Raw genomic sequence first — 24,688 nt, 5'->3', positions numbered from 1 at the left:
CGCGCGCCTGGCTTAGCAGTCCCGGTATATCTCTTTACACACCCGGCGGCTCCGCAGGCGGCACGAAACTCTCCATATCCTCGGCTTCCAGCACCGCCCGCAGCCCCTCGCGGTAGGTGGGATAGAGCAGCTCCACCCCCAGCTCACTCTTGATCCGGCGGTTCCTGACCCGCTTGTTCTCGCCGTAGAAGCTGCGCGCCATGCGTGTCATGCCAGCCTCGTCAAAGGGCACCTCGGCCGGCACCGGCAAGCCCAGCAGCTCCGCCGCATAGCCCAGCACATCCTGCGGCGGGGCCGGGTCGTCGTCACAGACGTTGTAAATGGCACCGGGCTGGGGTCTCGCGATGGAGGCCGCAAGCACCTGGGCGATGTCCTCGACGTGGATGCGGGAAAACACCTGCCCCGGCTTTATGATCCGCCGCGCTTTACCTGCCATCAGCTTGGCAAAGGGACCGCGGCCGGGGCCGTAGATGCCGGCCAGGCGGAAGATATGCAACGGCAAGTCCGGAATTGCCTGCCATTGCGCTTCTGCCTTGGCACGCCAGTCGCCGCGCTGACTGGAGGGAGCAACCGGCGTGTCTTCGTCCACCCAGGCGCCGTCGTGGTGGCCGTAAACCGCCGTTGTAGACAGATAGCCAACCCACTCCAGGCCGGGGGCAGCGGTGATCCGATCACCCAGCGCAGCAAGCACCGGATCGCCCTCTGCGTTCGGCCCGATCGAGTTCAAAATGTGGGTTACACCATCCAACGGCACATCCTGCCCGGGCCAGGTGAACATCTCCACTCCTGCGGCCGCCACAGCCTCGCGGGAGGTGCCGATGACCCGCCATCCCTGCGCCAGCAGGTGCGGCGCAAGCGCCCGCGCGGTATAGCCAAATCCAAGACAAAGCAGTGTTTTCCTCATGGCTCCTAGATGCGTCGGCCGGACCAGGGGCGCAAGGGTTGATTCGAATCTCCCCAGCACCTTTGATGACCCGATGAAAAAACATACACCCGGCCTGTCTGATGCCTATGCGCTGAGCACGCCCGATGATTCGCGACGGCTCTATGCGGATTGGGCAGGCTCTTAGGATCAGGATTTCGCCACCGGGGAAAAAGCCCGTTGCTGGACATGGGTGAAGGCACCGGCCTCTGCGGCCAGGCGCTGCAGCTGCTTGGGGTCGGCCCCATCGACGCCACCGACCTGAGCGCCGCCATGCTGGCCGAAGCCTTGCGCAAGGACGTCTACCGCGACGTGATTGAGGCCGATCTTCTGGAAGGTATCCCGGTGCCGCACAACAGTTGCCGCGGCGTGGTTTCGTCCGGCACTTTCACTTTTGGCCACCTCGGCCCCGAGGTCCTGCCGGCCCTGTTGCGGCTGGCCGCAGCTGATGCCTGGTTTGCGCTGTCTGTGAACGCCGGATCATACAACAAGGCGGGGTTTACTGAAGCCTTCGACCGGCTGCTGCGCGGTCAATGGTTCACGGGGCTGACTCTGCCTGAACTGCGCATCTATGACTGCGGAGCATCAGGCACACACAAGAACGACACCGCCCTGGTTGCGCTGTTTCAAAAGGAATAGCGCCCTTGTGCCAGTTCGCCATTGAACGGGCGAAGCCCCAAACGCCGCGCAAAGCGCGGCGCCGGGCGCAACTGGGCAGCGGCAACTTCGGGTGTATCTGAAACAGGCAGGGCTCTCGCGCCGTCGCGCGGCATCTGCGATGCCATCCGCAGCCTTAGGCCTGGCAGCGCGCCTGACGGCGCGCTGCGTCAGCGCCCCTTCCAGACCGGATCGCGTTTTTCAGCAAAGGCGCGGGCGCCTTCCAGATTGTCCTCGGACCCATAGAGCACATCCACCGTCTGCAGCTGCCGCCGGGTGATCCGGTTCATGGCGTCCTGGAATTTAGAATCCTCAGCGTCGCGCACCACCTCCTTGATCGCCGCATAGACCAGCGGCGGACCGGAGGCGAGCAACCGCGCCAGCTCCCAGGCCCGGTCCATCAGCTGATCCGCCGCCACGATTTCATTCACCAGACCCCAGCGGTTCGCCTCTTCGGCATCAAACCAACGGCCCGTAAGCAGCAGCTCCATCGCAATGTGATAGGGAATACGCTTGGGTAATTTCACGCTGGCCGCATCCGCCACGGTTCCGGAGCGGATTTCCGGCAATGCAAAGGTCGCGTGATCGGCGGCAATGATCATATCCGCTGACAAAGCCAGCTCCAGCCCGCCGCCGCAAGCGATTCCGTTCACGGCGGCAATCACCGGCTTGTTCATATCGCGCAGCTCCTGCAGCCCGCCGAAACCGCCGACGCCGTAGTCGCCGTCCACAGCATCTCCGTCAGCTGCGGCTTTCAGATCCCAGCCAGGGCAGAAGAATTTCTCTCCGCCACCGGTCAGAATTGCGACCCGCAGTTCCGGATCATCCCGGAAATCACGGAACACTTCACCCATGACCCGGCTGGTCTGAAGGTCGATGGCATTGGCCTTGGGCCGGTCCAAGGTCACTTCCAGAATGGCGCCGTCGCGGCGGGTTTTCACGGGGCTCTCGGTCATCTCAGTTCCTCCTGGCACGGGCAGTACCGTTCATGTTTGCGGCCGAAGCCTTAGTATTTCCGCCTCATCAGCGCATCTGCCGCAACGGCGTCAGACGGCGTGCAGAGAAGCGGGTTGATCTCGATCTCTTCCAGACCCAGTGCGTTTTCCGTCACATAGGCCTCCACCGCACGGATTGCCCGCAGAACCGCTTCACGGTCCGCCGCCGGGGCGCCCCGGTAGCCATCCAGCAGCCTGGCGATTCGCAGAGCGTTGAGCGCCGCGTTGATCTCCGCATCCGAAGCCGGCAGCAGGAAGGAGGCGCTGTCCTCCATCAGCTCGGTCAGGGTGCCGCCTGCGGCCAGCGTCATGACAAAGCCATGCGCCGGATCCTTGACCACACCGATCAGCAGTTCCGCAACTGCACCAGTGACCATTTCTTCAACGAGGAACCGCGAAGCCGGCATGTTGAAGGCTGCATCGCTTACCTCCTGACCAGATGTCAGATTCAGCGCGACCGCTCCGGCTTCGGTCTTATGGGCTAGGCCCTCGCCTTTCAGAACAACGGGGAAGCCGACATCCACCGCCACCGCCCGCGCATTGGTCGCCGAGGCAGCACGTTTGAAGCGCGGTATACGCAACCCATAGTCTGCAAGCTGCCGTTTGGCCTCCGCTTCGGGCACCAAATCGGGTTCCACCACGGGCGTCGGCAGCAGCAGCGGCGCCGGGGCTGGCGGCTGCGGCAGACTCGCGGCCTCACACGCCGAAATCGCCTCACTGAGACCGCAAAAGGGTACCACACCCGCTGCCATCAGCCGGGCCGCTACATCCTCGGGCATCAGCTCCGGCAAAGTCGCCACCAGACCGACGTTGGCGCCGGTCTGCTCGCGCGAGCCAATGGCCGCCTGAATGGTGCATTCCCAGTCGGATGCATCACAGCGGTCTTCGCGCGGGAAGTCCACGATCAGCATCGTCATCGCCAACTGCGGGTCCATCATCGCAGAAAACGCCCGGGTCATCGCCTCGGCGTCCCGCCAGATATAGGTGTGGTAGTCGAGCGGATTTGCCAGGGCCACCATCGGCCCAAGCGCCTCACGCAGGTCGGTCTTCTGCCGTTCGCTCAGCGCCGGGAACTCAACATTGCGCGCATGGCCGGTATCTGCGGCCAGGCTTGCCTCGCCGCCTGAGCAGCTGATGGTTGCAATCCGGTTCGAAGGCAGCCGACCCGTCACGTGCAAGAGTTTCAGCGTCTCCAGAAAGGACGGCAGATCATCCAGACGCGGGATACCGAGACGGGAGAGCAAAGCCCCGGCCCCCGCGTCACCGCCTGCAAGCGAGGCGGTATGAGAAACAGTTGCGGCCTGGGCCTCGGCTGATTTGCCCACCTTCAGCGCCACCACCGGCTTTCCGAGTTCACGGGCGCGTGCTGCCAAAGCCTCCAGCGCACGCAAATCTCCGAACCCTTCGATGTGCAGGCCAAGTGCGGTGACGCGGTCATCTTCCAGCAGGGCTTCGCCAATCGCGGCAATGCCGGATTGCGCTTGATTGCCTGCGGTCACCGCATATGCGACCGGCAGCCCGCGTTTCTGCATGGTCAGGTTAATGGCAATGTTGGAGCTTTGGGTGACCAGTGCCACGCCTTTCTCCACCCGCGTGCCACCATGCTGGTCCGGCCACAACAGCGCGCCGTCCAGATAATTGATGAAGCCATAACAGTTGGGGCCGAGGAAGGGCATCTCGCCCGCTGCTTCCAGGAGCTGTGCCTGCAGGTCCGCGCCTTCGGCATCCTCAGCGGCAGCCTCCAGGAAACCGGAGGCAAAGCACACTGCCCCCCCGGCACCGCGTGCCGACAGCGCCCGCACCACCTTGATGGTGGCAAAGCGGTTCACCCCGATGAAGGCCGCATCCGGCGCTTCCGGCAGGCTGTCCACATCCTTGAAGGCAGGCAGGGCCGCGACCTCGTCTGCCTTGGGGTGGACGGGCCAGATGGTGCCCTCAAAACCCATCTTCCGGCATTGCTCGATCACCAGACGGCACCATGCGCCGCCGCCAATCACAGCAATGGATTTCGGGCGGAAAAGCCTGTTTAGAGACTGCATTTGATCTTATTCACCGGTCTTGCCACGGTCCAGATGGCCGAGGTCTTGTTCAGGATTGATCCGGTCGCGCACACGGGTCTTCAGCTCTTTCACATCAGGAAAGCCGCCGTCCCGTTTGCGTTCCCAGATCAGCTCCTTATCAACATGGATCTCAAAGATCCCGCCTAAATCTCCGGGAACCAAAGTTACCCCGCCCAACTGATCCTGGAAGGTCTGCAGCAGCTCCTGCGCCATCCAGCCCGCCCGCAACAGCCAGTTGCAGCCGATGCAATAGGTAATTGTGACCCTGGGTTTCCCGGTTTGAGTCATGGCTCAGCCTCCGACGGCGCGCAGCATCTCGCGGCTGATGATGTGCCGCTGGATTTCACTGGTGCCTTCCCAGATACGCTCGACCCGGGCGTCCCGCCAGATGCGTTCCAGCGGCAGTTCGTCCATCAGGCCCATGCCGCCGTGAATCTGAATTGCCTCATCGGCGACAAAGGCCAGCATCTCGGTCGCTTTCAGCTTGGCCATCGACATGTCGCTCTCGGTGACAGTGCCTTGATCAAACTTCCAGCCGGCCTCCCAGGTCAGCAGGTTTGCCGCCTTTAACTCCAGTGCCATATCGGCGAGCTTGAATGAGATGCCCTGGAACTTGCCGATCTGCTGACCGAACTGCTTGCGTTCAGCGGCATATTCCACCGAATGCTGCAACGCGCGTTCAGCCCGGCCCAGGCAAGTGGCGGCCACCTGCAGCCGGGTGGCGCCCAGCCAGGTGTTGGCAACCTCGAACCCCTTGTCGACTTCGCCCAGGATCGCAGAGGACGGCAGGCGGCAATCGTCGAACTCCAGCACCGCGTTGGTGTATCCGCGGTGGCTGACGTTGCCGTAACCATCGCGCACCTCGAACCCCGGCGTGCCCTTGTCGACAAAGAACGCGGTGATCTTTTTCTTCGGCCCGCGCGGGGTATCTTCAACGCCGGTCGCCATGAAGCAGATGGCAAAATCGGCAATGTCGGCGTGACTGATGAAATGCTTGGTGCCGTTCAGGATCCAGTCGCCGCCATCCTTACGGGCGGTCGCCTTCATGCCGCGCAGATCCGATCCTGCATCCGGCTCGGTCATTGCCAGGCAGTCCCATTTCTCACCCTTCATGCAAGGAAACAGGTATTCTTCCTTCTGCTCCTCGGTACCCGCCAGCAGAATGTTCGACGGCCGCGCCACCCCGGTCCAGTGCAGCGCGTAATTGGCGCGGCCCAGTTCCTTTTCATACAGCAGCCAGGTCAGCGTATCGAGGCCGGCTCCGCCGACTGCCTCAGGCATATTGGCCGCATAGAGGCCCGCTTCCATCGCTTTCTTCTGCACATCGCGGATCACGTCCATATCCAAATGGCCGCTGCGCTCGATCTCGGCCTCATGCGGATACAGCTCCTTTTCCACAAAGGCGCGGGTGGTCTCGACGATCATCGATTGTTCTTCGGTCATCCCGAACTGCATGGCGGTCTTCCTTCGCAAATCTGTTGCGGATCAGGTTAAGCGGCTTGCGCGCATACATCATGCATAGTTAGAGTTTTTCATGCGAAGTTGGATAAATCCTGACGCTGCGGCGCAGCAACTGGATGTGCTGCTGTTCGATGCCTTCTCGGCCCATTGCCTGGCCAATACGGTGGAGCCTCTGCGCGCCGCCAACACATTCGCCGGGCGGCAGGTCTATGCTTGGCGGTTCCTGACTCTCGACGGCGGTCCGGCAGTTTCATCATCGGGGATGGAAGTGCGGGCGCATGGACGGCTGGCAGATTGTAGCGGCGACCTGCTGATTGCCATGCCGTCCTACGATTTCCTGCGCCATGCTACGGTTGCCACCGCCCGCGCGCTGAAGTCTGCCGCCCTGCGGTACAAGGCTTTGGCCGGCTTCGATACCGGCGCCTGGCTGCTGGCGCAGGCCGGTCTTCTGGAGGCGCGGCGCGCGACCATTCACTGGGAAGAGCTCAGCCGTTTCACCGAGGCCTTCCCGGACGTGCAGGCGGAACGCGCACGGCAAGTCTGGGACGGCAACCGCATCACTTGCACCGGCGCTCTGGCGGCCTTTGACACCATGATGGAACTGATCGGGGGTCAGCATGGTGCCGCACTTCGGCTGGAGGTGGCCACTCTGTTCATGGCGCCCGAGGCAACAGAAACTCAGGACCCGATCCTTGTGCGCGGCAAATCCGTGGCCCGCGCAGTTGCGGTGATGCAGGCCAATCTGGAGATGCCTTTGCCGATTGCTGCCGTGGCCAGAAAGGCAGGCCGCAGCCAAAAGGATCTAGAGGCGCGAATGAAGGCCGAACTGGGGGCGACACCGCAGGCGGTGTACCGGCGGCTAAGGCTGATACACGCCAGAAAGCTTGTGTTAGAAACTGTATTGAGCGTCTCGGAAATTGCCTTGCGCTGCGGCTATGACGACCCTAGCGCGCTTACACGGGCCTTCAAGGCTGAGTTCGGAACCACCCCGCGTGCCTTGCGCAACAGTAGCTAGGCCGGCGTGACGGCCATCCACTGGTTCAGCCGCCAAAGCCCCCAGGCCAACGGAATCGCCGCCAGACCGCCGATCACATAGGCCAGCGGCTCATCGGCAAAGGATTCAAACATCTGCGTGTAGGCATGGATGGTGGCAAAAGTCAGCGCTGCATTGAACAGCCCGCGCTGGTGGCGCCGCGCCGCCCAGAAGATCACCGCCGCCAGCACCGCCGCCCAAAGCACCGAATAGACGCCTTCGGAGATGAACAGCGCACTGTCGCGGAAGGCATCACGGGCAGTGGCATAGGCCTCCCAATCCGCATAACCATCGCTGTAACGGCCCGGCCCCCAGACGGTTTCGCCAATCACATCGCCCCACAGAGAGCCGACGAGAGCACAAAGATTGGCAACAACAAACCCCAGGATCGCCAGTATACGCAAATGCCGCGCGTCACGCTCAGCCAGCCGCGCTGCGCCGGATACGCACAGCAGAATCAGCAGGACCATCTGCAAGATTGTCAGGGTCGTTTCCGGCGAATAGAAAACATAGGCCGCGTGAAAATAGCCGGTGCCGGTTTCCAGCATCTGGGCAAAAGGCGCAATCGCCAGCGCAGTGACAAAGCGCACATCCACCTGCCAGCCAGCCAGACCAAGTGCCAGAGCGTAATAGAGCAGCACGAAGTTTCGGGCCGGCGAGCCTATTTCATACTGCTGCAGCAGCAGTTCGATCCCGGCCAGATGCATCGCAAGCCCCATCAGCAGGATCATCCCCAATACAAATCCAGTGGACCAGGCCCCGTTCCGCCAGCGCCAGACGCAGATCGCTGCCACCAATGCGCCGGCAGGCAGCATCACCCAGCCGGCAAAGTCCTCGTATTTGTCTGCAAGCTCGATACCGGCGCCGCCCATCAGCATCCCGGCGCCGATCAGAGTGGCGGAATTTCCGAACATCCGCAGCATCTCCTTGCCGCGCGCCAGCACCGCCAAACCGCCGCCCAGCATAAGTATACCGGTGACAGCTACGGCTAGCGGATCTGCCAGCCAGAAGATGAACCCCGCCGTGGCCGCGATGATGCCGAAACACAGAATCGCATTGACTGCCAGCGACACCATCACCTCGCGCGAGCGGGCCTCGATTTCGCGGGCCTGATCCGGTGTCAGAATGCCCTCCTCAACCAAGGCATTCGTTTCGGCGATAGCGTGCATCAGCGGTCCTTCGCAAATTTGCTGCGGTTCGGCCCAGCATGGACCGGAGGCCGCCCCAGCGGAAGGGAAGGATTTCCCGCCGCTTACCCCTTGAGCCTGCTTGGCACCCAAGCATAACCGTTTTCACACATGATATACGCCTCCCGCAGACCGTGCGGCTTATCCGCGGGCTGCTGAAGTATAGTATGGCCCAAGGCCTCTGTCCGAGCCGCAGTTTTATCCGGGTCGCTGCCATACAGCCGGATCTCCACCCCGGCGCGGCGCGGCGGGTTTTCCGGCAAAAGAGCCAGCAGTGGATTTTCGGCATAGGAGCCGTCGCTGTGCAGTTGAAACACCTGTCCGCCGTAGGGCACGATGGCAAAATCCTTACTCACCTGATACCTTTTCATTGAAAAGACAGTCTCTAAAAAGGCAATTTCAGCCGGAACATCCCGCATCAGCAGGTTCAGCCCGATCCCGCGCAGGGAGCGTCCGAAACTGTCTGCATCTGCGTTCTCATAGTCCATAGCCCAATGTTTCCCGGAATCTGCAGGTCCGGCAATGCCAAAAGCGCCGGGCTTCGGCGCCTTTGCACCTGAAAAGATGAAGGTTTGGTGGCAATTGCCCCAAGCCCCTTGCCTTCCCGGCTGCAATCAGAACAATTGGATCATGTCAGAGCAGAATTTCCCTAGCTGGCCCGAAACCGCCCCGAAACTGATCAATGTTGCCGCAGGACGTATGCCTGCCGATACGGTGATCCGTCAGGGCATCTGGGCCAATGTGCACACCCGCGAGCTGCTGCCGGACCATGATATTGCCATCGTGGCCGGCCGTTTCGCTTACGTCGGGCCGGATGCTACATATTGCATCGGCCCCGAAACACAGATCATCGAGGCCAAGGGCCGTTACATGATCCCAGGCCTGTGCGATGCGCACATGCATATTGAATCCGGCATGCTGACGCCGGCGGAATTTGCCCGCGCAGTGATCCCGCATGGCACCACTAGCATGTTCACCGACCCGCATGAGATCGCCAACGTGCTGGGGCTGGACGGCGTGCGCTATATGCATGACGAGGCGCTGATGCAGCCCGTCAATATCTTCACCCAAATGCCCTCCTGCGCGCCCTCTGCGCCAGGCTTGGAAACCACAGGGCATGAGATTTCGCCCGAAGACGTGGAAGAGGCGATGAACTGGCCCGGCATCATAGGGCTGGGCGAAATGATGAACTTCCCCGGCGTCGCGGGTGCCGACCCCAAGATGCTGGCTGAAATTGCCGCCACCCAGCGCGCGGGCAAAACCGTTGGCGGCCATTATGCCTCCCCTGATCTCGGCCCTGACTTCGCCGCCTATGTGGCTGGCGGACCGGCGGATGACCATGAGGGCACCTGCGAGGCCGACGCCGTCGCCCGTGTCCGCCAGGGGATGCGGTCGATGATGCGGCTGGGCTCTGCCTGGTACGACGTCGAAAGCCAGATTACCGCTGTGACGGAAAAGGGTCTCGATCCGCGCAATTTCATACTTTGCACAGACGACTGCCACTCCGGTACCCTTGTCAATGACGGCCATATGAACCGGGTGGTGCGCCACGCCATTGCCTGCGGCTGCGATCCCGTCATCGCACTGCAGATGGCCACTATCAACACCGCCACCCATTTCGGGCTGGAGCGCGAAATCGGTTCAATCACACCTGGCCGCCGCGCCGATCTGATCCTGACTTCCAGCCTTGCCGAACTGCCCATCGAAGTAGTGGTCGCGCGCGGCCGGATCGTTGCGGAATCTGGCACTATTAAGGTCGAATGCCCGCATTACAACTGGCCTGCCAGCGCCCGTGGCACCGTACGTCTGGGTCACGAACTTACGGCAAAAGACGTTGAACTTGCCGCCCCCGAAGGCGCCAATACGGTCACCGCCAATGTGATCGGCGTGGTGGAAAACCAGGCTCCAACCAAGGCGCTGCAGGCGGAACTTCCGGTGCGCAACGGACTGGTCGAAGGCACTGGCGACATCTGCCAGATCGCGCTGGTCGAGCGCCACCGCGCCACCGGCGGCGTCACCAACGCCTTTGTCTCGGGCTTTGGCTACACCGGCAGAATGGCAATGGCCTCAACCGTGGCGCATGACAGCCACCATATGATCGTGGCCGGCACCGACCGTGAACAGATGGCGCTGGCGGCCAACCGATTGGCCCAAGTGGGCGGCGGCATTACCCTTTACAAGGACGGCAACGAACTGGCCCTGGTGGAGCTGCCGATTGCCGGCCTGATGTCCGACAGCCCGGCAACCGAAGTGGCTGCCAAGGCGCAGATCATGATGGAGGCGATGGCGGCCTGTGGCTGCAGCCTGAACAACGCCTATATGCAGCACTCGTTGCTGGCCCTGGTGGTGATCCCGGAGCTCAGGATTTCCGACCTTGGTCTAGTCGACGTGCGCACTTTCCAGAAAATCCCGGTGATCGAGCCTGTTCAATGATAACAACAAAACACCCTGGCCACCCGCCAACCGAAACACTCAACGACGCAACCGAAGCGGTTGACCGGTTGGAGTTGCTGTACAATCAGGCCACCGGTTTCATCTGTGATGAATTCACCAGGGCGACGGCCGACGGGGCGCCGGACAATCAGCGCATCCGCGCCTACTACCCGGAAATCCGCATCACCACCTCTTCCTTTGCGCAGGTGGACAGCCGGCTCAGCTTTGGCCATGTGTCCGCCCCTGGCTCCTACGCGACCACAGTGACCCGGCCGGACCTGTTCCGCAATTACCTGATCCAGCAGATCACCCTGCTCATTCGCAACCACGGCCAGCCGGTGACAATCGATGTCTCCGACACTCCGATCCCAGTGCATTTTGCAGTCGCCTCGCGCCCAGAGTTGACAGTGCCGCAGGACGGTGCTGCCGGGTTCACCCTGCGCGACGTCTTTGACGTGCCGGATCTCTCCACCACCAATGATGACATCGTCAACGGCACCTACCAGCCCGCCAACGGCACTGGCCCGCTGGCGTTGTTCACCGCTCAGCGCATTGATTACTCTCTGGCCCGGCTCAGCCATTACACCGCCACCAGCGCCGAGCATTTCCAGAACCACGTGCTATTCACCAACTACCAATTCTATGTCGCCGAATTTGAAGCCTACGCCCGCTCCCAGCTGGCGGATCCGGGCACTGGCTACACCAGCTTTGTCAGTACCGGCGATCACGAGATCACCGACCACACCACCCCCATTCCCGCCGTGGGCAAGTTGCCGCAGATGCCGACCTACCACCTGAAAAGGCCGGACGGCGGCGGCATCACCCTGGTCAATATCGGCGTCGGCCCCTCAAACGCGAAAACCGCAACCGACCACATCGCGGTCCTGCGGCCGCATGCCTGGCTGATGGTGGGCCATTGCGCTGGCCTTCGGAACACCCAGGCACTGGGTGACTTTGTCCTGGCGCATGGGTATCTGCGCGAAGACCATGTGCTGGATGACGACCTGCCGGTCTGGACACCAATTCCGGCACTAGCGGAAATCCAGGTCGCACTCGAGGAAGCCGTGGCCGAAATCACAGAGTACGAAGGTTTTGACCTCAAACGGATCATGCGCACCGGAACCGTCGCCACCATCGACAACCGCAACTGGGAATTGCGCGACCAGTCCGGCCCGGTACAGCGCCTGTCCCAATCCCGCGCCGTTGCGCTGGATATGGAAAGCGCGACCATCGCCGCCAACGGCTACCGCTTCCGGGTGCCTTATGGCACGCTTCTGTGCGTCTCCGACAAACCGCTGCATGGGGAGCTCAAGCTGCCGGGCATGGCCTCGGACTTTTACCGGACACAGGTTGCACGGCATCTGCAAATCGGCATAAGAGCGATGGAGCGCCTGCGCGGAATGCCTCTGGAGCGGTTACACAGCCGGAAATTGCGCTCGTTCGATGAAACGGCCTTTCTCTAAGGCGATTTTTGCAGTTTTCCTAGAAAAAAAGCCTGTTTTCGCCTGCCCGGCGCCCACAATAAGTTGTGTTATCATACAACATAACGATAATATCCGGCGATGAGGCCCCAGAGTTCGGGCAGTTTAAGGAGACGAAGAATGTCCAAACCGATGACCAAAACCCAGCTTGTTGCCGCTCTGGCGGAAGAAATGGGTAGCGACAAAAAAGTCGCAGGTTCCGCCCTGGAAGCGGTCTGCTCGCTGATCACCCGCGAAGTGTCGGGCGGCGGTGCCGTGACCCTGCCGGGCGTCGGCAAGATCTACTGCCGCGAGCGTCCCGAGCGCGAAGTGCGCAACCCGGCCACCGGCGAGAAGTTTACCAAAGAAGCTGACAAAGTGGTGAAAATGACCATCGCAAAGGCGCTGAAAGACAGTGTGAACGGCTGATACCAGCTAACAGCCAGACGGTTCCAGGGCTGCCCTTCGCGGGCGGCCCTTTTCTTTTGCCCGGGTGTTTTCCGGCTGCGGGAAAGCTTCGCCCGCGGTGGCAGCGTTGCTGCTTGCCAACACCGCTCTTCAAGCGCACCCTGCCGTCACGCCGGAGGAGGGCTGCCGCATGACTGACGTGAACCTGACGCTGATCCTTGGCGCGGCGTTTTTGGGCGCCGCCACCCCTGGCCCCGCCACGCTCACCATTGCAGGCACCGCGATGCAGCATGGCCGCAAACCGGGGCTGGCACTGGCCGCAGGAGTTTGCTCCGGCTCGTTGATCTGGTCTGTTTCGGCCGCTTTCGGCCTTGGTGCAGTGATGCTGGCCAATGCCTGGCTATTTGAAGCCGTCCGGTACATCGGGGCCGGATACCTGATGTATCTCGCGGTTCGGTCCGCCCGCTCAGCCCTGTCTCATAAAACTCCAGTACTGCGCACAGCACCAACACCTGCCTTGCGCGTCGCTTATGCCAAGGGGCTGGCGCTGCACCTGACCAACCCCAAGGCGGCGCTATTTTTCGGCGCCCTGTATGCCATTGTTCTGCCGCCCGGCAGCCCGCTGTCGGAGCTGCTGACCGTCATGGGCGCTATTGCAGTTCAAAGCGCGCTGATCTTCCATGGGTACGCACTGTTGTTCTCCAGCGCCGCAGCCGCCCGGATGTATCTGCGCCTGCGCCGCGGATTCGAGGCGGTCTTTGCCGCCGCCTTTGCCACCGCCAGCTGGCAGATTTTTGCGGCCAGGCTGAACTGACATGCCTTGACCCTCTGGCACAATGTCCGGAAAGTCCGCAGCAACAGAGAGGAAATCACGATGGATGGACGCGCCATTGCCATGGGGTTGGCTTTTGCCCTGATGTGGTCTTCGGCCTTCACGTCAGCACGGATCATCGTGCAGGATGCCTCACCGCTGTTCTCGCTTGCCGTCCGGTTCCTGATTTCCGGCCTGATCGGCGTCGCCATTGCCCGTGCCATCGGTCAAAGCTGGCGGCTGACGCCGGGCCAGTGGCGCGCCACAGTGATCTTCGGCATCTGCCAGAACGCCCTATATTTGGGCCTGAACTTCGTTGCCATGCAGTGGATCGAGGCCTCGCTGGCCGCGATCATCGCCTCCACCATGCCGTTGCTGGTCGCGCTGGCGGGCTGGGCGTTGTTCGGTGAACGTCTGCGCCCGCTAGGTTATGCCGGGCTGGCGGCAGGCATCCTCGGCGTGGCAATGATCATGGGCACCCGTCTTAGTGCCGGCGTCGACATGTTCGGGGTATTCCTCTGCGTGATAGGCGTACTGGCGCTGACCGCGGCGACGCTTGCCCTGCGCGGCGCCACGTCAGGTGGCAACTTCATGATGGTGGTGGGGCTGCAGATGCTAATCGGCTCCGCCATCCTATTTGCGGCCGCCCCGTTGACCGAGGAGATTTTTGTTCGCCCCACCCTGCGGCTGGCGCTGGCCTTTGCATATACCACAGTGGTGCCGGGCCTGATGGCCACCCTTATCTGGGTGATGCTGCTAAACCGCATCGGCGCGGTGCAGGCCGCCACCTTCCACTTCCTCAACCCGGTTTTTGGTGTCGCCGTGGCCAGTGTATTGCTGGGTGAAAAACTCGGTCCGATGGATGTGCTGGGCGTGGCCATTGTCACTGTTGGTATTCTCGCTGTTCAGCTTGCCCGCCAGCCCGCCGCGCCGCCAACGGACCTGTCCCGCGTGGCAAAACCGGGCTGACGCCGGTTTATGCCGGTTGGGCCCGGCACGCCGGACGGCGCGCGGACCGTTGCAACGGTCCGCGCTTCCGCTTTACTCTGATCCACAGAGACCCAGCAGGAGGACGCGGCATGAGCGCGCAATTGACCAAAGTGCTTGCGGCCATCGACGCCGCCAACACCCAGGATCCCAACCGGGAAGACGGGCAGCCCGCCGCACTGCTTTACGGCCAACGTATGAGCGAACAGCAGCTGCGCCTGTTCCCCGATGCGCCTGACGCACTGCAGATCGCCGCCCGCGGCCAGCATGTGGAACGCTGGAAGCTGCAACGCAGCAGCTTCCCTGAAGGCCGCGCCGGCTATCTCGCCTGGCGCAAGGCCGAAGCTGAACACCATGTTCGGGTGGTCACAGACCTGATGCAGGAGGCAGGCTATGGCCCAGACGATACAGACGCCGCCGCCAGGATGCTGCGCAAGGAAGGCATTAAGCGCGACGATCAGGTGCAGGCACTGGAGGACATCATTTGCTTTGTCTTCCTGAAGTGGTATTTTGCCCCCTTCGCCGCCAAACACCCGGCGGACAAGGTGCAGCGCATCGTCGAGAAAACCGCCCGCAAAATGTCGCCGGCGGCCCGCGCCCGGGTGCTGACAGAGTTCGACCTGTCCGGAGATCTGGCCGGCGCCTTCGCCACCTGACCAGCCCCCCCGGCACACGGCTTTGCGAGCCGCCTGTAACAGGGCTTTGCATTTGCACCCGCACACCCCATGTTCTGCAGCAACGCGAACAGGCGGGAGGACACCATGACCAAATACACCAAGACGCCGGACGCCATTGCCGCCCTTTCGGAGGAAGCATATTATGTGACCCAGAATGCGGGCACCGAGCGTCCCGGTACCGGCAAGCTGCTGCACAACAAGGCGCCGGGCATTTATGTGGACATCGTATCGGGCGAACCGCTGTTTGCCTCCTCGGACAAATACGAGAGCGGTTGCGGCTGGCCCAGCTTCACCAAACCTATTGAGACCGCGCATGTGCAGGAGCTGGAGGACCGCACCCTCGGCATGATCCGCACCGAAGTCCGCTCCACCCATGGCGACAGCCACCTCGGCCATGTCTTCCCCGACGGTCCGATGAACCGCGGCGGCCTGCGCTACTGCATCAACTCGGCGTCGCTGCGCTTTGTCCACCTGGACGATATGGAAGCAGAGGGCTATGGCGCCTACATCAATCAAGTGGAGGCCGGAAAATGAGCACAACTGAACGCGCCGTCCTGGCAGGCGGCTGTTTCTGGGGCATGCAGGAACTGATCCGCAAGCGTCCCGGCATCATCAGCACCCGCGTCGGTTATACTGGCGGCGATGTCCCCAACGCCACTTACAAGAACCACGGTACCCACGCCGAAGGCATCGAGATCATCTTCGACCCTGCCGTCACGTCATACCGGGAGATACTGGAGTTCTTTTTCCAGATCCACGACCCGACCACGCTGAACCGTCAAGGCAATGATCTGGGCGCCAGCTACCGCTCGGCGATCTATTATACGGATGAGGTCCAAAAGGCTGTGGCCGAGGACACGATAGCCGATGTCGATGCCTCCGGTATCTGGCCCGGCAAGGTTGTCACCGAATTGGAATCCCAGAGCGATTTCTGGGAAGCCGAGCCCGAGCACCAGGACTACCTGCAGCGGCTGCCGGGCGGTTATACCTGCCATTTCGCGCGCCCCGATTGGGTGCTGCCTAAACGGGGCGCTGCTGCGGAATAGAGCCAAACATAGGCACTTTCATCCCCCGCCCGTACCGGCGGGGCTTTTCTTGCGCGGCATCTGTCCCGGTCAACGCCGTCTTTCCGGTCAAAAGTATCCCCGCCGGAGGCAGCGGATTTTCCTGCAAAACCCGCTTCACTCTAACCGCCTTCAACCGTGCGCCACCCGCGGGCGCCCGCTGGCTTCTACTGTCAGCGTGCCTTCGACAAACACCTCCCGCGCCTCCACCTGCGCCGTGCGTATATCACGCTCCACATGCACATGGATATCTTTCGCGCCGGCCTCTTCCGCCGCGCCGCGCGCCTCCGCGGCAAGGGCCGCCTCCAACGCATTCAGCGCCTCGCCGGATGCTTGATAATCCACCGGCCCGCTTTCGAGATGGACGCGGAATTTGCCCTCAGCGGGGACGGTCACGGTTCCGCTGCGCCGCATAGTGATCCTGCCGACTACGGCGCCAATCGCATTGGCGACCCCTGCATGCTCGGGCAGGATCATGTTGCAGTGCAACCGCTCGCCCACCGCGGGGTAGTAACTGTGCGCAGAGGCGCCAAGCCCCACCACATCCACATTCACCGATGCTTGCATCGCAACCAACCCGCGGTGACCCGCCAGCGCGCGCTGCATCAACACATGCCGCGCCAACTCGTTTTCTGGCAGGCCGAAACTCTCGGTTTCTTCAGAAAAAGCAGACTCTAACAGGGTCAGAGCGGTTTGTTCGGTCAGCTGATCGATGATCATCTGCGCCAGCCCCGCGGCATCCTTTGCCACCATGTCGCCGCTGCCCACCCGGCGGCGAGCGAAAACCGTCAGCGCCTTCTCCGCCGCTTCCCGATCCCAGGCATCAGCCCGGCCCAGAACGTGGCTGGCATCTGACGGCGTCACCCCCGACACCTGCACCAGCCCGCGATCCACCAGCCGGTTCAGCGAGCCATGCTCCATCCGGGTGCGCAAGATTTGCCCCAGAGGATGCACATGCATCCCGATCCGCGCCAGCAGTCCCGCCTCCCGCTCGCTGAGGCCCGCGACCGGCACGCCCGGCACCGCGCGAACAAATCGCCCGTCATGCTCGCCGATGGTACTGGCACGCAATTGCGCGTCCAGCGCTGCATGCACCACTTCCGGCGCCTCCGAGGCGATCAGCGAGACCGGAACCACGCGGCGCGGGCCAAGCGTCAAACCGCCCGCGAGGCCGCTGGTGGTCAGATGCACCTGGCTGTCACCGCCAAGGCCTGTGGTGCGCATCGCCACCGCCTCTACCATGGTGCGGAACGCGCCGACCCGCGCGCCTGCCGGATCAATCGCCGGCTTGCCATCCTTGATCAGCGCCACATCGGTGGTGGTGCCGCCAATGTCGCTGACCAGCGCATGCTCAACACCTGTCATCCAACGCGCGCCCACGATCGATGCCGCGGGCCCCGACAGGATCGTTTCAATCGGCCGCTCCCGAGCCTGTTCGCCGCTCATCAGCGCCCCATCACCGCGCACCACCATCATCGGGGCCTCGATGCCCAGATCCCGCAGCGTGTCCTGCGCCCGGCCGATCAGCCGGTCGATCATCCCGATCAGCCGCGCATTCAGCACCGCTGTCACCGCCCGCTTGGGGCCATTCAGCTTGGCCGACAACTGGTGCGAACAGGTCACCGGCGCACCAGTCATCTCCTGGATAATACGTGCGGCCTCAATCTCATGCGCCGGGTTGCGGGTGGCAAAAACACCAGCCACCGCAAACCCCGTCACCCCCGGCCCTTCGGTTTGCAAGAACGCTTCCAGGGCCACAGCATCCAGCGGTGCCGCCTCACTGCCCGCATAGGTGTGACCGCCCGCCAGCACCAGCGCCGGGTCGCCCTTCAGGGCATCCTTCAGACCGTGCCGGTCCAGATCGTTTTCGGAAAACCCAATATAGATCAGTGCCACCCGGCCGCCCTGGCCCTCAACCAGCGCATTGGTGGCCAGCGTGGTGGAGAGTGCGGCCAGCGATACCTGCTCCGGCGCCACACCGGATTGGTTCAGCACCGCGCGGATCGCGCCGCCCACGCCGATTGCCAGATCCTGGCGCGTTGTCAGCGACTTGGCGGTGGCGATCACCTCCTTTTCGTCGCGGACCAGCACCGCATCTGTATAGGTTCCGCCTGTATCCACACCCAGCAAAAGCGCCATGCCCGGTCCTTTCCGCTTCTGTTCGCCGGAACGGGTCTAACGCCTATTTGCGCCGCGTCCATCCTGTTTGCGTCACGAAAGCCTTTGAACCGCCCAAGCCGCCGCATCTGCCACCGCTGCATCCGGATCCTGCGTCAGGCCCCGCGCCGCCTTTCGCAGTTCCGGCAAGCCGGAATTTCCAATCGCATACAAGACATTGCGTACAAACCGGTCGCGCCCGATCCGCTTGATGGGAGAACCAGCAAACTTTGCCCGGAACTCCGCATCATCCAAGGCGGCCAGTTCCGCTAGTTTCGGCGCCCGAAGCTCGTCCCGCGCAGCATAACGCATGTCGCTTGCTGCAACGGCAAACTTGTTCCAGGGGCAGGCCGCCAGACAGTCATCGCAGCCATAGATCCGGTTGCCCAGCTTGGCGCGCAGTTCTTCCTCCACCGGCCCCTTGTGCTCAATGGTGAGATAGGAAATGCAGCGCCGCGCATCGACCTGGTAAGGCGCCGGAAAGGCATCCGTCGGGCAGCTGTCCAGGCAAGCCCGGCACGACCCGCAACGGTCCGGCTCAGCCGCATCCGCAGGCAGTTTCAACGTGGTAAAAACAGACCCTAAAAAGGCCCAGTTGCCCCAGTCCCGACTTACCAGATTGCTGTGTTTGCCCTGCCAGCCCAGGCCCGCCGCCATGCCCAGCGCTTTTTCCGGAACCGGCGCGGTGTCCACAAACACCTTCACCTCACAAGGCTCGGCGGCCTCTGAAATCAGCCAGCGCGCCAGCCGCTTCAGTCGTTTCTTGACCAGATCGTGATAGTCTTTGTTGCGAGCGTAGACCGAAACTGCGCCCCGGTCCGATTGCCCCACAACCGCCATCGGGTCCTCTTCCGGCGTATAGCTTTCCGCCAGCATGATCACCGAACGCGCTTCGGGCCACAGCTGCGCCGGATCGCCGCGCCATGCGGTCCGTTCTGCCATCCAGCCCATCTGCCCGTGATATCCAGCGTCCAGAAACGCCTGCAGCCGCGCAGGAACCTGCGGCACATTCCACGGGCGGCATATTCTGCAAGAGACAAACCCCTCCGCCAGCGCCTGGGACACCAGCCGTTCTTTCAACGCAGCACTCATCTTCTTTCTGGTCCCAAATACTCCGGGGTGAATTGGGCCAAAGGCCCAAGAGGGGCAGCGCCCCTGTTAAGTCCTATCAGAAATCCAAGTCGGTGTAATGCGGCGGCGGCCGGAACCCGGGCACCTGATCCGCCAGGATCGAACGGAATGCCGGCCGCGACTTGATCTTGGCGTACCAGTCCTTGACCACTGCCGAGCGGTTCCAATCCACATCCGAGATATAATCCAGCGACGATAGATGCGCCGCGGCGGCAAAATCCGCCAGCGTCATCATGTCCCCCGCCAGCCAGCGCCGGTGGTCCAGCAACCAGGCCATGTAATCCAGGTGGTACTTAATCGCCTTGGCGCCGGCCTTCACATTGCGGCTGTCAGGATAGCCTTCGCCGGTGATTTTCTTGTTCACCCGCTCATACAGCAGCTTCGAGGTCACCTCGCTGTGGAACTTGTCATCAAACCAGCTGACCAGCCGGCGCATTTCATAGCGGCCCTCCGCATCGCGGGGCATCAAGCCTGGCTCAGGCCGGGTTTCTTCCAGATATTCGCAGATCGCCGCGCTTTCGGCCATCATCTTGCCATCCAGCCGGATCACCGGAATCTTTGCCGCCGGGTTGCGGCGCAGGAAATCAGCATCCTGCTCCCAATAGCGCTCCTCGACCAGTTCCACCTCGATTTTCTTTTCCGCCAGTGACAGCCGCACCTTGCGGCAAAACGGGGACAGGGGAACGTGATAAAGGCGCGCCATGGCTACAGAGGGTCTCCAAAAAATACAGTGGATGGACCAGCAATGCCTTGGCCAGCAGAAAGATTCAATCCTCGAAACAGGCGGCCCGGCCATCTGCGCGAATGGTGGCCGCCCCATCGGCAATCTGTGCGGCACGGCGCTGGACAAATCTGCTGGGGCGGCGGGCGGAGCGGTCCTTGGGATCGGGCAGCACAGCGGCGATCAACGCCGCCTGCCGCGCGCTGAGCTCGTTGGGGCCGACTCCGAAATACTTGCGCGCCGCAGCCTCGGCGCCAAATACTCCCTCATCCATTTCGGCCACGTTCAAATAAACCTCAAGAATGCGCTTCTTGCTCCAGACCGCCTCGACCGCCGGGGTCAGCAGCGTCTCCAGCACTTTGCGCGGCCAGCTGCGGCCCTGCCACAGGAACACATTCTTGACCACTTGCTGCGAAATGGTCGAACCGCCGCGGGTGCCGCCCGCCTCAATCGCTGCCTGGATGGCGCGGGCATCAAAACCCCAGTGGCGGCAGAACTGCGCATCCTCGGCGGCCACCACCGAACGCGTCAGCACCGGGGCGATTTCCTCAAGCGGAACCCACATCCGGTCGACCTCACCCAAACGGCGCTGCTCAGCCCAGATGGTATGGGTGACCGGCGGATTCACCACCGAAAACAGCAGGATAAGGAAAAGGAACACCGCCGCCACGGCCAGAAGCGCCCGCAATAGCCAGCGCCGAAGCCAGCGCAGGGGCTGAACTTTCAGCTTTGCCGCCTTCTTACTGCTCTTGGCTCTCTTATTTTTTGCAACAGCCTTTGCCATGCCCCTCTATAGGCCAGCATGCCACTGGTAACCAACCGCCAAAAAGCAAACCCCGCAAGCATTCGCCTGCGGGGTCTGTGTTCAAGTCTTTAGATCGGCTTACTCTGCCGGAACAGCCGCCTGTTCCTGCATCACAGGATGCGCGAGTTTGTCGAGCATCTCCTTCGGGCAAACCTGCAGGAAATTAGCCTTCTCGATGTCCCAGTGCTGGAGGATCTCTGCGGCCTTCTGGCTTCCGGTTTCCTCCAGGTGGCGGGCGATCAGGGTTTTCAGCTCCGCTTCCCAATGCGCCATGGTCAACCGGCAGGTGACCAGAGATTCCATGTTCATCATGGTCTGCGCCTTGCCGTCGGGATCATAAAGATACGCCATTCCGCCGGTCATGCCCGCGCCGAAATTGGCGCCGATCGACCCCAAAATCACCGCCACACCCCCGGTCATGTACTCACAGCCGCAGGCACCACAGCCTTCGATTACAACCGAGGCACCCGAGTTGCGCACGCCGAACCGCTCACCTGCACGGCCTGCCGCGAAAAGGTAACCGTCCGTCGCACCGTACAGAACAGTATTGCCAATGATGGTGTTCTCAGACGCTTTCAGCGGGCTCACCTGCGGCGGACGCACCACAATGGTGCCGCCCGACAGGCCCTTGCCGACATAGTCATTCGCATCGCCCGACACTTCCAGCTTCAACCCCGGTGCTGCAAAAGCGCCCAGCGACTGCCCGGCAGACCCTTGCAGCTTCACCGTCAGGTGATCCGGCTGGAACGAATTCCGCATACCGAAGTTGCGCACGATATGGCTGGAGGTGCGGGTGCCCACAGTGCGATGGGTGTTCTGCACCGCATAAGACAGCTGCATCTTCTCGCCGTCCTGCAAAAAGCGGGCGGCATCGCGCACGATCTCCGCATCCAGCGTGTCCGGCACCGCATTGCGGTCCTTGTCACGGTTATAGACGATGCTGGCAGAGCCATCGACGGTGATTAGCAGCGGGTTCAGATCCAGATCATCCAGATGCGCCGATCCGCGCGACACCTGCGTCAGCAAGTCGGCGCGGCCGATCACCTCGTCCAGCGAGCGCGCACCGATGGCGGCCAGGATCTCCCGCACTTCCTGCGCATAGAAAGTGATCAAGTTCACCACCTTATCCGCATTTCCGGTGAACTTGCCGCGCAGCGCTTCGTCCTGGGTGCAGACGCCAACCGGGCAGGTGTTGGACTGGCACTGGCGCACCATGATGCAGCCCATAGCGATTAGCGCCGCAGTGCCAATGCCGTATTCCTCCGCGCCCAGCATTGCGGCCATGACAATATCGCGGCCGGTGCGCAGGCCGCCGTCGGTGCGCAAAGTCACCCGCTCGCGCAGGTTGTTCATCGCAAGCACCTGATGCGCTTCCGTCAGGCCCATCTCCCACGGCAGGCCCGCATATTTGATCGAGGTCGCAGGCGACGCCCCGGTGCCGCCATTGTGGCCCGAAATCAGGATCACGTCGGCTTTTGCCTTGGCCACGCCGGCCGCAATGGTACCAACGCCGGAAGACGCCACCAGCTTGACCGTCACCTTGCAGCGCGGGTTGATCTGCTTCAGGTCATAGATCAGCTGGGCCAGATCCTCGATCGAGTAGATATCGTGATGCGGCGGCGGCGAGATCAGGGTGACACCCTTGGTCGAGTGGCGCAGGCGGGCAATCAGGTCGGTGACCTTCATGCCCGGCAGCTGGCCGCCCTCACCGGGCTTGGCGCCCTGCGCCACCTTGATTTCCAGCTCTTCGCACTGGTTCAGGTATTCTGCGGTCACACCAAAACGGCCCGAAGCGACCTGTTTGATCTTCGCAGACGGGTTATCGCCGTTCGGTTCCGGCACGAAATGCGCTGGATCTTCGCCGCCCTCGCCCGAGTCCGACTTGGCGCCGATGCGGTTCATCGCCACATTCAGCGTCTTGTGCGCCTCGGGGCTCAGCGCGCCCAAGGACATGCCCGGGGTCACAAACCGCTTGCGGATGGAGGTGATCGATTCCACTTCCTCAATCGGCACAGCGTTGCCCATTGGCTTGATCTGCAACAGGTCGCGCAGGTGGATCGGCGGGTTCGACTGCATCTTGGCTGAATACTGCTTCCACAGCTCGTAAGACGCGCGGTTGCAGGCCATCTGCATCATATGCATCGAGGTCGCTTCCCAGGCGTGGGTCTCGCCCGATTTGCGCGCCTTGTAGAAACCGCCGATCGGAAGGATCCCTTCCTGCGTCTTCCAGGCCTTGGCGTGGATCTCCTCCGCCTTGGTCTGGATACCGGTCACACCAATGCCGGAAATGCGGCTGGTCATGCCCGGAAAATACTCGGCACACATGGCGCGGGACAGGCCCACGGCCTCAAAGTTCAGTCCACCGCGATAGGAGGACACAACCGAGATCCCCATTTTGGCCATGATCTTCAACAGACCCTGGTCGATAGCCTCGCGGTAGCGGGCGACATTTTCGGTAAGACTTCCGTCCAGCAGCCCGCGATCAATGCGGTCGGCCAGCGAATCCTCGGCCAGGTAGGCGTTCACCACGGTGGCGCCGCAGCCGATCAGCACTGCAAAGTAATGCGGATCGACGCACTCGGCGGAGCGCACGTTCAGCGAACAGAAGGTCCGCAACCCTTTGCGGGTCAGATGCGAATGCACGGCGGAGGTCGCCAGAATCATCGGCATCGCCACCTTGCCCGCATCCGAGTACTGATCGGTCAGCACGATGTGGCCCGCACCTGAGCGCACCGCCTCCTCAGCCTCTCCCCGGATCCGCTCCAGCGCTGCACTCAGCGATCCGCGGCCCGGAGCAAAGCTGCAATCGATCTCGGCCAACGGCGCGTTGAACTGCTGCACCAGCATGTCCCATTGGGCATTGCCCACAAAGGGGCTTTCCAGCACGATGATCTCGGTCTGCGAGCTGTCCTCGTCCAGAACGTTCTTCAAGTTACCGAACCGGGTCTTCAGCGACATCACCCGGTATTCACGCAGTGAGTCGATCGGCGGGTTGGTCACCTGGCTGAAGTTCTGGCGGAAGAAATGGCTCAACGGGCGGTACATCTTGGAGAGCACCGCAGAAGGCGTGTCGTCGCCCATCGAAGCAAGCGATTCCTTGCCGTCCTCGGCCATCGGCGCCAGGATCTGCTCCAGTTCCTCAATGGTATACCCTGCAGCAACCTGACGGCGGCGCAGCTCTTCACCGGTAAACAGCGGCTGCTCGGACGCGCTGGCCAGGGTGGTGTCCAGATCGTTGATCCGCTTGACCCAATCGCCAAACGGCAACGCCCGGGACAGTTTGTCTTTGATCTGCTGGTCGTTGAACAGTTTGCCCTTCTGCATGTCGACTGCCAGCATCTGACCCGGCCCCAAGGCGCCCTTTTCAATCACGGAAGCCTCGTCAATCGGCACCATGCCGGCCTCGGAACCCGCAATCACCAGCCCGTCGCCGGTCACCACATAGCGCATCGGACGCAGACCATTTCGGTCCAGGCCCGCGCAGACCCAGCGGCCGTCGGTCATCGCCAGCGCCGCGGGGCCGTCCCAGGGTTCCATCACCGAGTTGCAGTAGGAATACATGTCACGCCAGGCCTGCGGCAGCTCCACTGCCTGCTTGGACCAGCTTTCCGGCACCAGCATGGTCTTCGCCATCGGCGCAGAACGGCCCGCGCGCACCAGTACCTCAAACACGCCGTCCAGTGCCGCCGAGTCCGATGCACCGCCCGGCACGATTGGCT

22 protein-coding genes are annotated in these 24,688 nt (G+C 62.3%); 10 read left to right on the top strand and 12 right to left on the bottom strand.

Going from position 1 to position 24,688, the window contains the following annotated elements; genetic code table 11:
* Positions 1 to 34: 34 nt before the first annotated feature.
* Positions 35 to 904 carry an SDR family oxidoreductase gene (locus VOI29_RS01425; RefSeq protein WP_323775678.1) on the bottom strand — a complete coding sequence of 290 codons (870 nt, stop codon included), beginning with the start codon at positions 902 to 904 and terminating at the stop codon, positions 35 to 37.
* A gap of 207 nt (positions 905 to 1,111) precedes the next feature.
* Here VOI29_RS01425 and VOI29_RS01420 point away from each other — a divergent pair, with 207 nt between their 5' ends.
* Entirely contained in the window at positions 1,112 to 1,561 is a 450-nt protein-coding gene (locus VOI29_RS01420) for a class I SAM-dependent methyltransferase (protein WP_323775704.1), read from the top strand.
* 188 nt (positions 1,562 to 1,749) lie between these two features.
* Here VOI29_RS01420 and VOI29_RS01415 read toward each other — a convergent pair whose 3' ends face one another.
* The 4 genes from VOI29_RS01415 to VOI29_RS01400 are packed head-to-tail and all read right to left on the bottom strand — an operon-like array spanning position 1,750 to position 6,089.
* Entirely contained in the window at positions 1,750 to 2,535 is a 786-nt protein-coding gene (locus VOI29_RS01415) for a carnitinyl-CoA dehydratase (RefSeq protein WP_323775677.1), read from the bottom strand.
* Between the two features lie 50 nt (positions 2,536 to 2,585).
* Positions 2,586 to 4,613: an acetate--CoA ligase family protein gene (locus VOI29_RS01410; protein ID WP_323775676.1), complete on the bottom strand. Its 2,028-nt coding sequence runs from the start codon at positions 4,611 to 4,613 to the stop codon at positions 2,586 to 2,588.
* A gap of 6 nt (positions 4,614 to 4,619) precedes the next feature.
* Entirely contained in the window at positions 4,620 to 4,922 is a 303-nt protein-coding gene (locus tag VOI29_RS01405; protein WP_323775675.1) for a SelT/SelW/SelH family protein, read from the bottom strand.
* A gap of 3 nt (positions 4,923 to 4,925) precedes the next feature.
* Positions 4,926 to 6,089 carry an acyl-CoA dehydrogenase family protein gene (locus VOI29_RS01400; RefSeq protein ID WP_323775674.1) on the bottom strand — a complete coding sequence of 388 codons (1,164 nt, stop codon included), beginning with the start codon at positions 6,087 to 6,089 and terminating at the stop codon, positions 4,926 to 4,928.
* A 79-nt stretch (positions 6,090 to 6,168) separates the two neighbouring features.
* On the opposite strand from VOI29_RS01400, the gene VOI29_RS01395 reads away from it, so the two are divergent.
* On the top strand, positions 6,169 to 7,110 hold the full coding sequence (locus tag VOI29_RS01395; RefSeq protein ID WP_323775673.1) for a GlxA family transcriptional regulator: 942 nt from the start codon (positions 6,169 to 6,171) through the stop codon (positions 7,108 to 7,110).
* On the opposite strand, the gene VOI29_RS01390 is transcribed toward VOI29_RS01395, so the two are convergent.
* Complete coding sequence (locus VOI29_RS01390; protein ID WP_323775672.1) at positions 7,107 to 8,297, bottom strand: hypothetical protein; 1,191 nt, start codon at positions 8,295 to 8,297, stop codon at positions 7,107 to 7,109. The two genes, VOI29_RS01395 and VOI29_RS01390, sit on opposite strands and share 4 nt — an antisense overlap.
* 83 nt (positions 8,298 to 8,380) lie before the next feature.
* Positions 8,381 to 8,803: a glyoxalase gene (locus tag VOI29_RS01385; protein ID WP_323775671.1), complete on the bottom strand. Its 423-nt coding sequence runs from the start codon at positions 8,801 to 8,803 to the stop codon at positions 8,381 to 8,383.
* Between the two features lie 142 nt (positions 8,804 to 8,945).
* On the opposite strand from VOI29_RS01385, the gene VOI29_RS01380 reads away from it, so the two are divergent.
* The 8 genes from VOI29_RS01380 (at position 8,946) to msrA (ending at position 16,137) form a co-directional block, all read left to right on the top strand.
* Positions 8,946 to 10,748, top strand: coding sequence for an adenine deaminase (locus tag VOI29_RS01380; protein WP_323775670.1), 1,803 nt, complete (start codon positions 8,946 to 8,948; stop codon positions 10,746 to 10,748).
* On the top strand, positions 10,745 to 12,211 hold the full coding sequence (locus VOI29_RS01375) for an AMP nucleosidase (RefSeq protein WP_323775669.1): 1,467 nt from the start codon (positions 10,745 to 10,747) through the stop codon (positions 12,209 to 12,211). The genes VOI29_RS01380 and VOI29_RS01375 overlap by 4 nt, the downstream gene beginning before the upstream one ends.
* 138 nt (positions 12,212 to 12,349) lie before the next feature.
* Positions 12,350 to 12,637 carry an HU family DNA-binding protein gene (locus VOI29_RS01370; RefSeq protein WP_019297532.1) on the top strand — a complete coding sequence of 96 codons (288 nt, stop codon included), beginning with the start codon at positions 12,350 to 12,352 and terminating at the stop codon, positions 12,635 to 12,637.
* Positions 12,638 to 12,806: 169 nt separating this feature from the next.
* Complete coding sequence (locus tag VOI29_RS01365; protein WP_323775668.1) at positions 12,807 to 13,430, top strand: LysE family translocator; 624 nt, start codon at positions 12,807 to 12,809, stop codon at positions 13,428 to 13,430.
* Between the two features lie 60 nt (positions 13,431 to 13,490).
* Positions 13,491 to 14,396: a DMT family transporter gene (locus VOI29_RS01360; protein WP_323775667.1), complete on the top strand. Its 906-nt coding sequence runs from the start codon at positions 13,491 to 13,493 to the stop codon at positions 14,394 to 14,396.
* Positions 14,397 to 14,506: 110 nt separating this feature from the next.
* Positions 14,507 to 15,070: a DUF4202 domain-containing protein gene (locus VOI29_RS01355; RefSeq protein ID WP_323775666.1), complete on the top strand. Its 564-nt coding sequence runs from the start codon at positions 14,507 to 14,509 to the stop codon at positions 15,068 to 15,070.
* Positions 15,071 to 15,175: 105 nt separating this feature from the next.
* Positions 15,176 to 15,625: a peptide-methionine (R)-S-oxide reductase MsrB gene (gene msrB / locus VOI29_RS01350; protein WP_323775665.1), complete on the top strand. Its 450-nt coding sequence runs from the start codon at positions 15,176 to 15,178 to the stop codon at positions 15,623 to 15,625.
* Positions 15,622 to 16,137 (top strand): peptide-methionine (S)-S-oxide reductase MsrA, encoded by a 516-nt coding sequence (gene msrA, locus VOI29_RS01345; RefSeq protein ID WP_323775664.1) that lies wholly within the window; start codon positions 15,622 to 15,624, stop codon positions 16,135 to 16,137. The genes msrB and msrA overlap by 4 nt, the downstream gene beginning before the upstream one ends.
* Before the next feature lie 150 nt (positions 16,138 to 16,287).
* On the opposite strand, the gene VOI29_RS01340 is transcribed toward msrA, so the two are convergent.
* From VOI29_RS01340 to gltB, 5 genes are all read right to left on the bottom strand, one after another.
* Positions 16,288 to 18,294 (bottom strand): hydantoinase/oxoprolinase family protein, encoded by a 2,007-nt coding sequence (locus VOI29_RS01340; protein WP_323775663.1) that lies wholly within the window; start codon positions 18,292 to 18,294, stop codon positions 16,288 to 16,290.
* Positions 18,295 to 18,366: 72 nt separating this feature from the next.
* Positions 18,367 to 19,404 carry a tRNA epoxyqueuosine(34) reductase QueG gene (gene queG / locus VOI29_RS01335; RefSeq protein WP_323775662.1) on the bottom strand — a complete coding sequence of 346 codons (1,038 nt, stop codon included), beginning with the start codon at positions 19,402 to 19,404 and terminating at the stop codon, positions 18,367 to 18,369.
* A gap of 76 nt (positions 19,405 to 19,480) precedes the next feature.
* Positions 19,481 to 20,146, bottom strand: coding sequence for a glutathione S-transferase family protein (locus tag VOI29_RS01330; RefSeq protein WP_323775661.1), 666 nt, complete (start codon positions 20,144 to 20,146; stop codon positions 19,481 to 19,483).
* A gap of 64 nt (positions 20,147 to 20,210) precedes the next feature.
* A complete protein-coding gene (gene mtgA, locus VOI29_RS01325; RefSeq protein ID WP_323775660.1) occupies positions 20,211 to 20,948 on the bottom strand; it encodes a monofunctional biosynthetic peptidoglycan transglycosylase in 738 nt (245 codons plus the stop codon).
* A 99-nt stretch (positions 20,949 to 21,047) separates the two neighbouring features.
* Positions 21,048 to 24,688: glutamate synthase large subunit (gene gltB / locus VOI29_RS01320; RefSeq protein ID WP_323775659.1), on the bottom strand; the 3,641-nt coding region annotated here is incomplete at its 5' end.

The sequence above is a fragment of the Leisingera sp. genome (genome assembly GCF_034669605.1).
Lineage (GTDB): Bacteria > Pseudomonadota > Alphaproteobacteria > Rhodobacterales > Rhodobacteraceae > Leisingera.
This window is presented reverse-complemented; position numbering and strand designations above follow the sequence as displayed.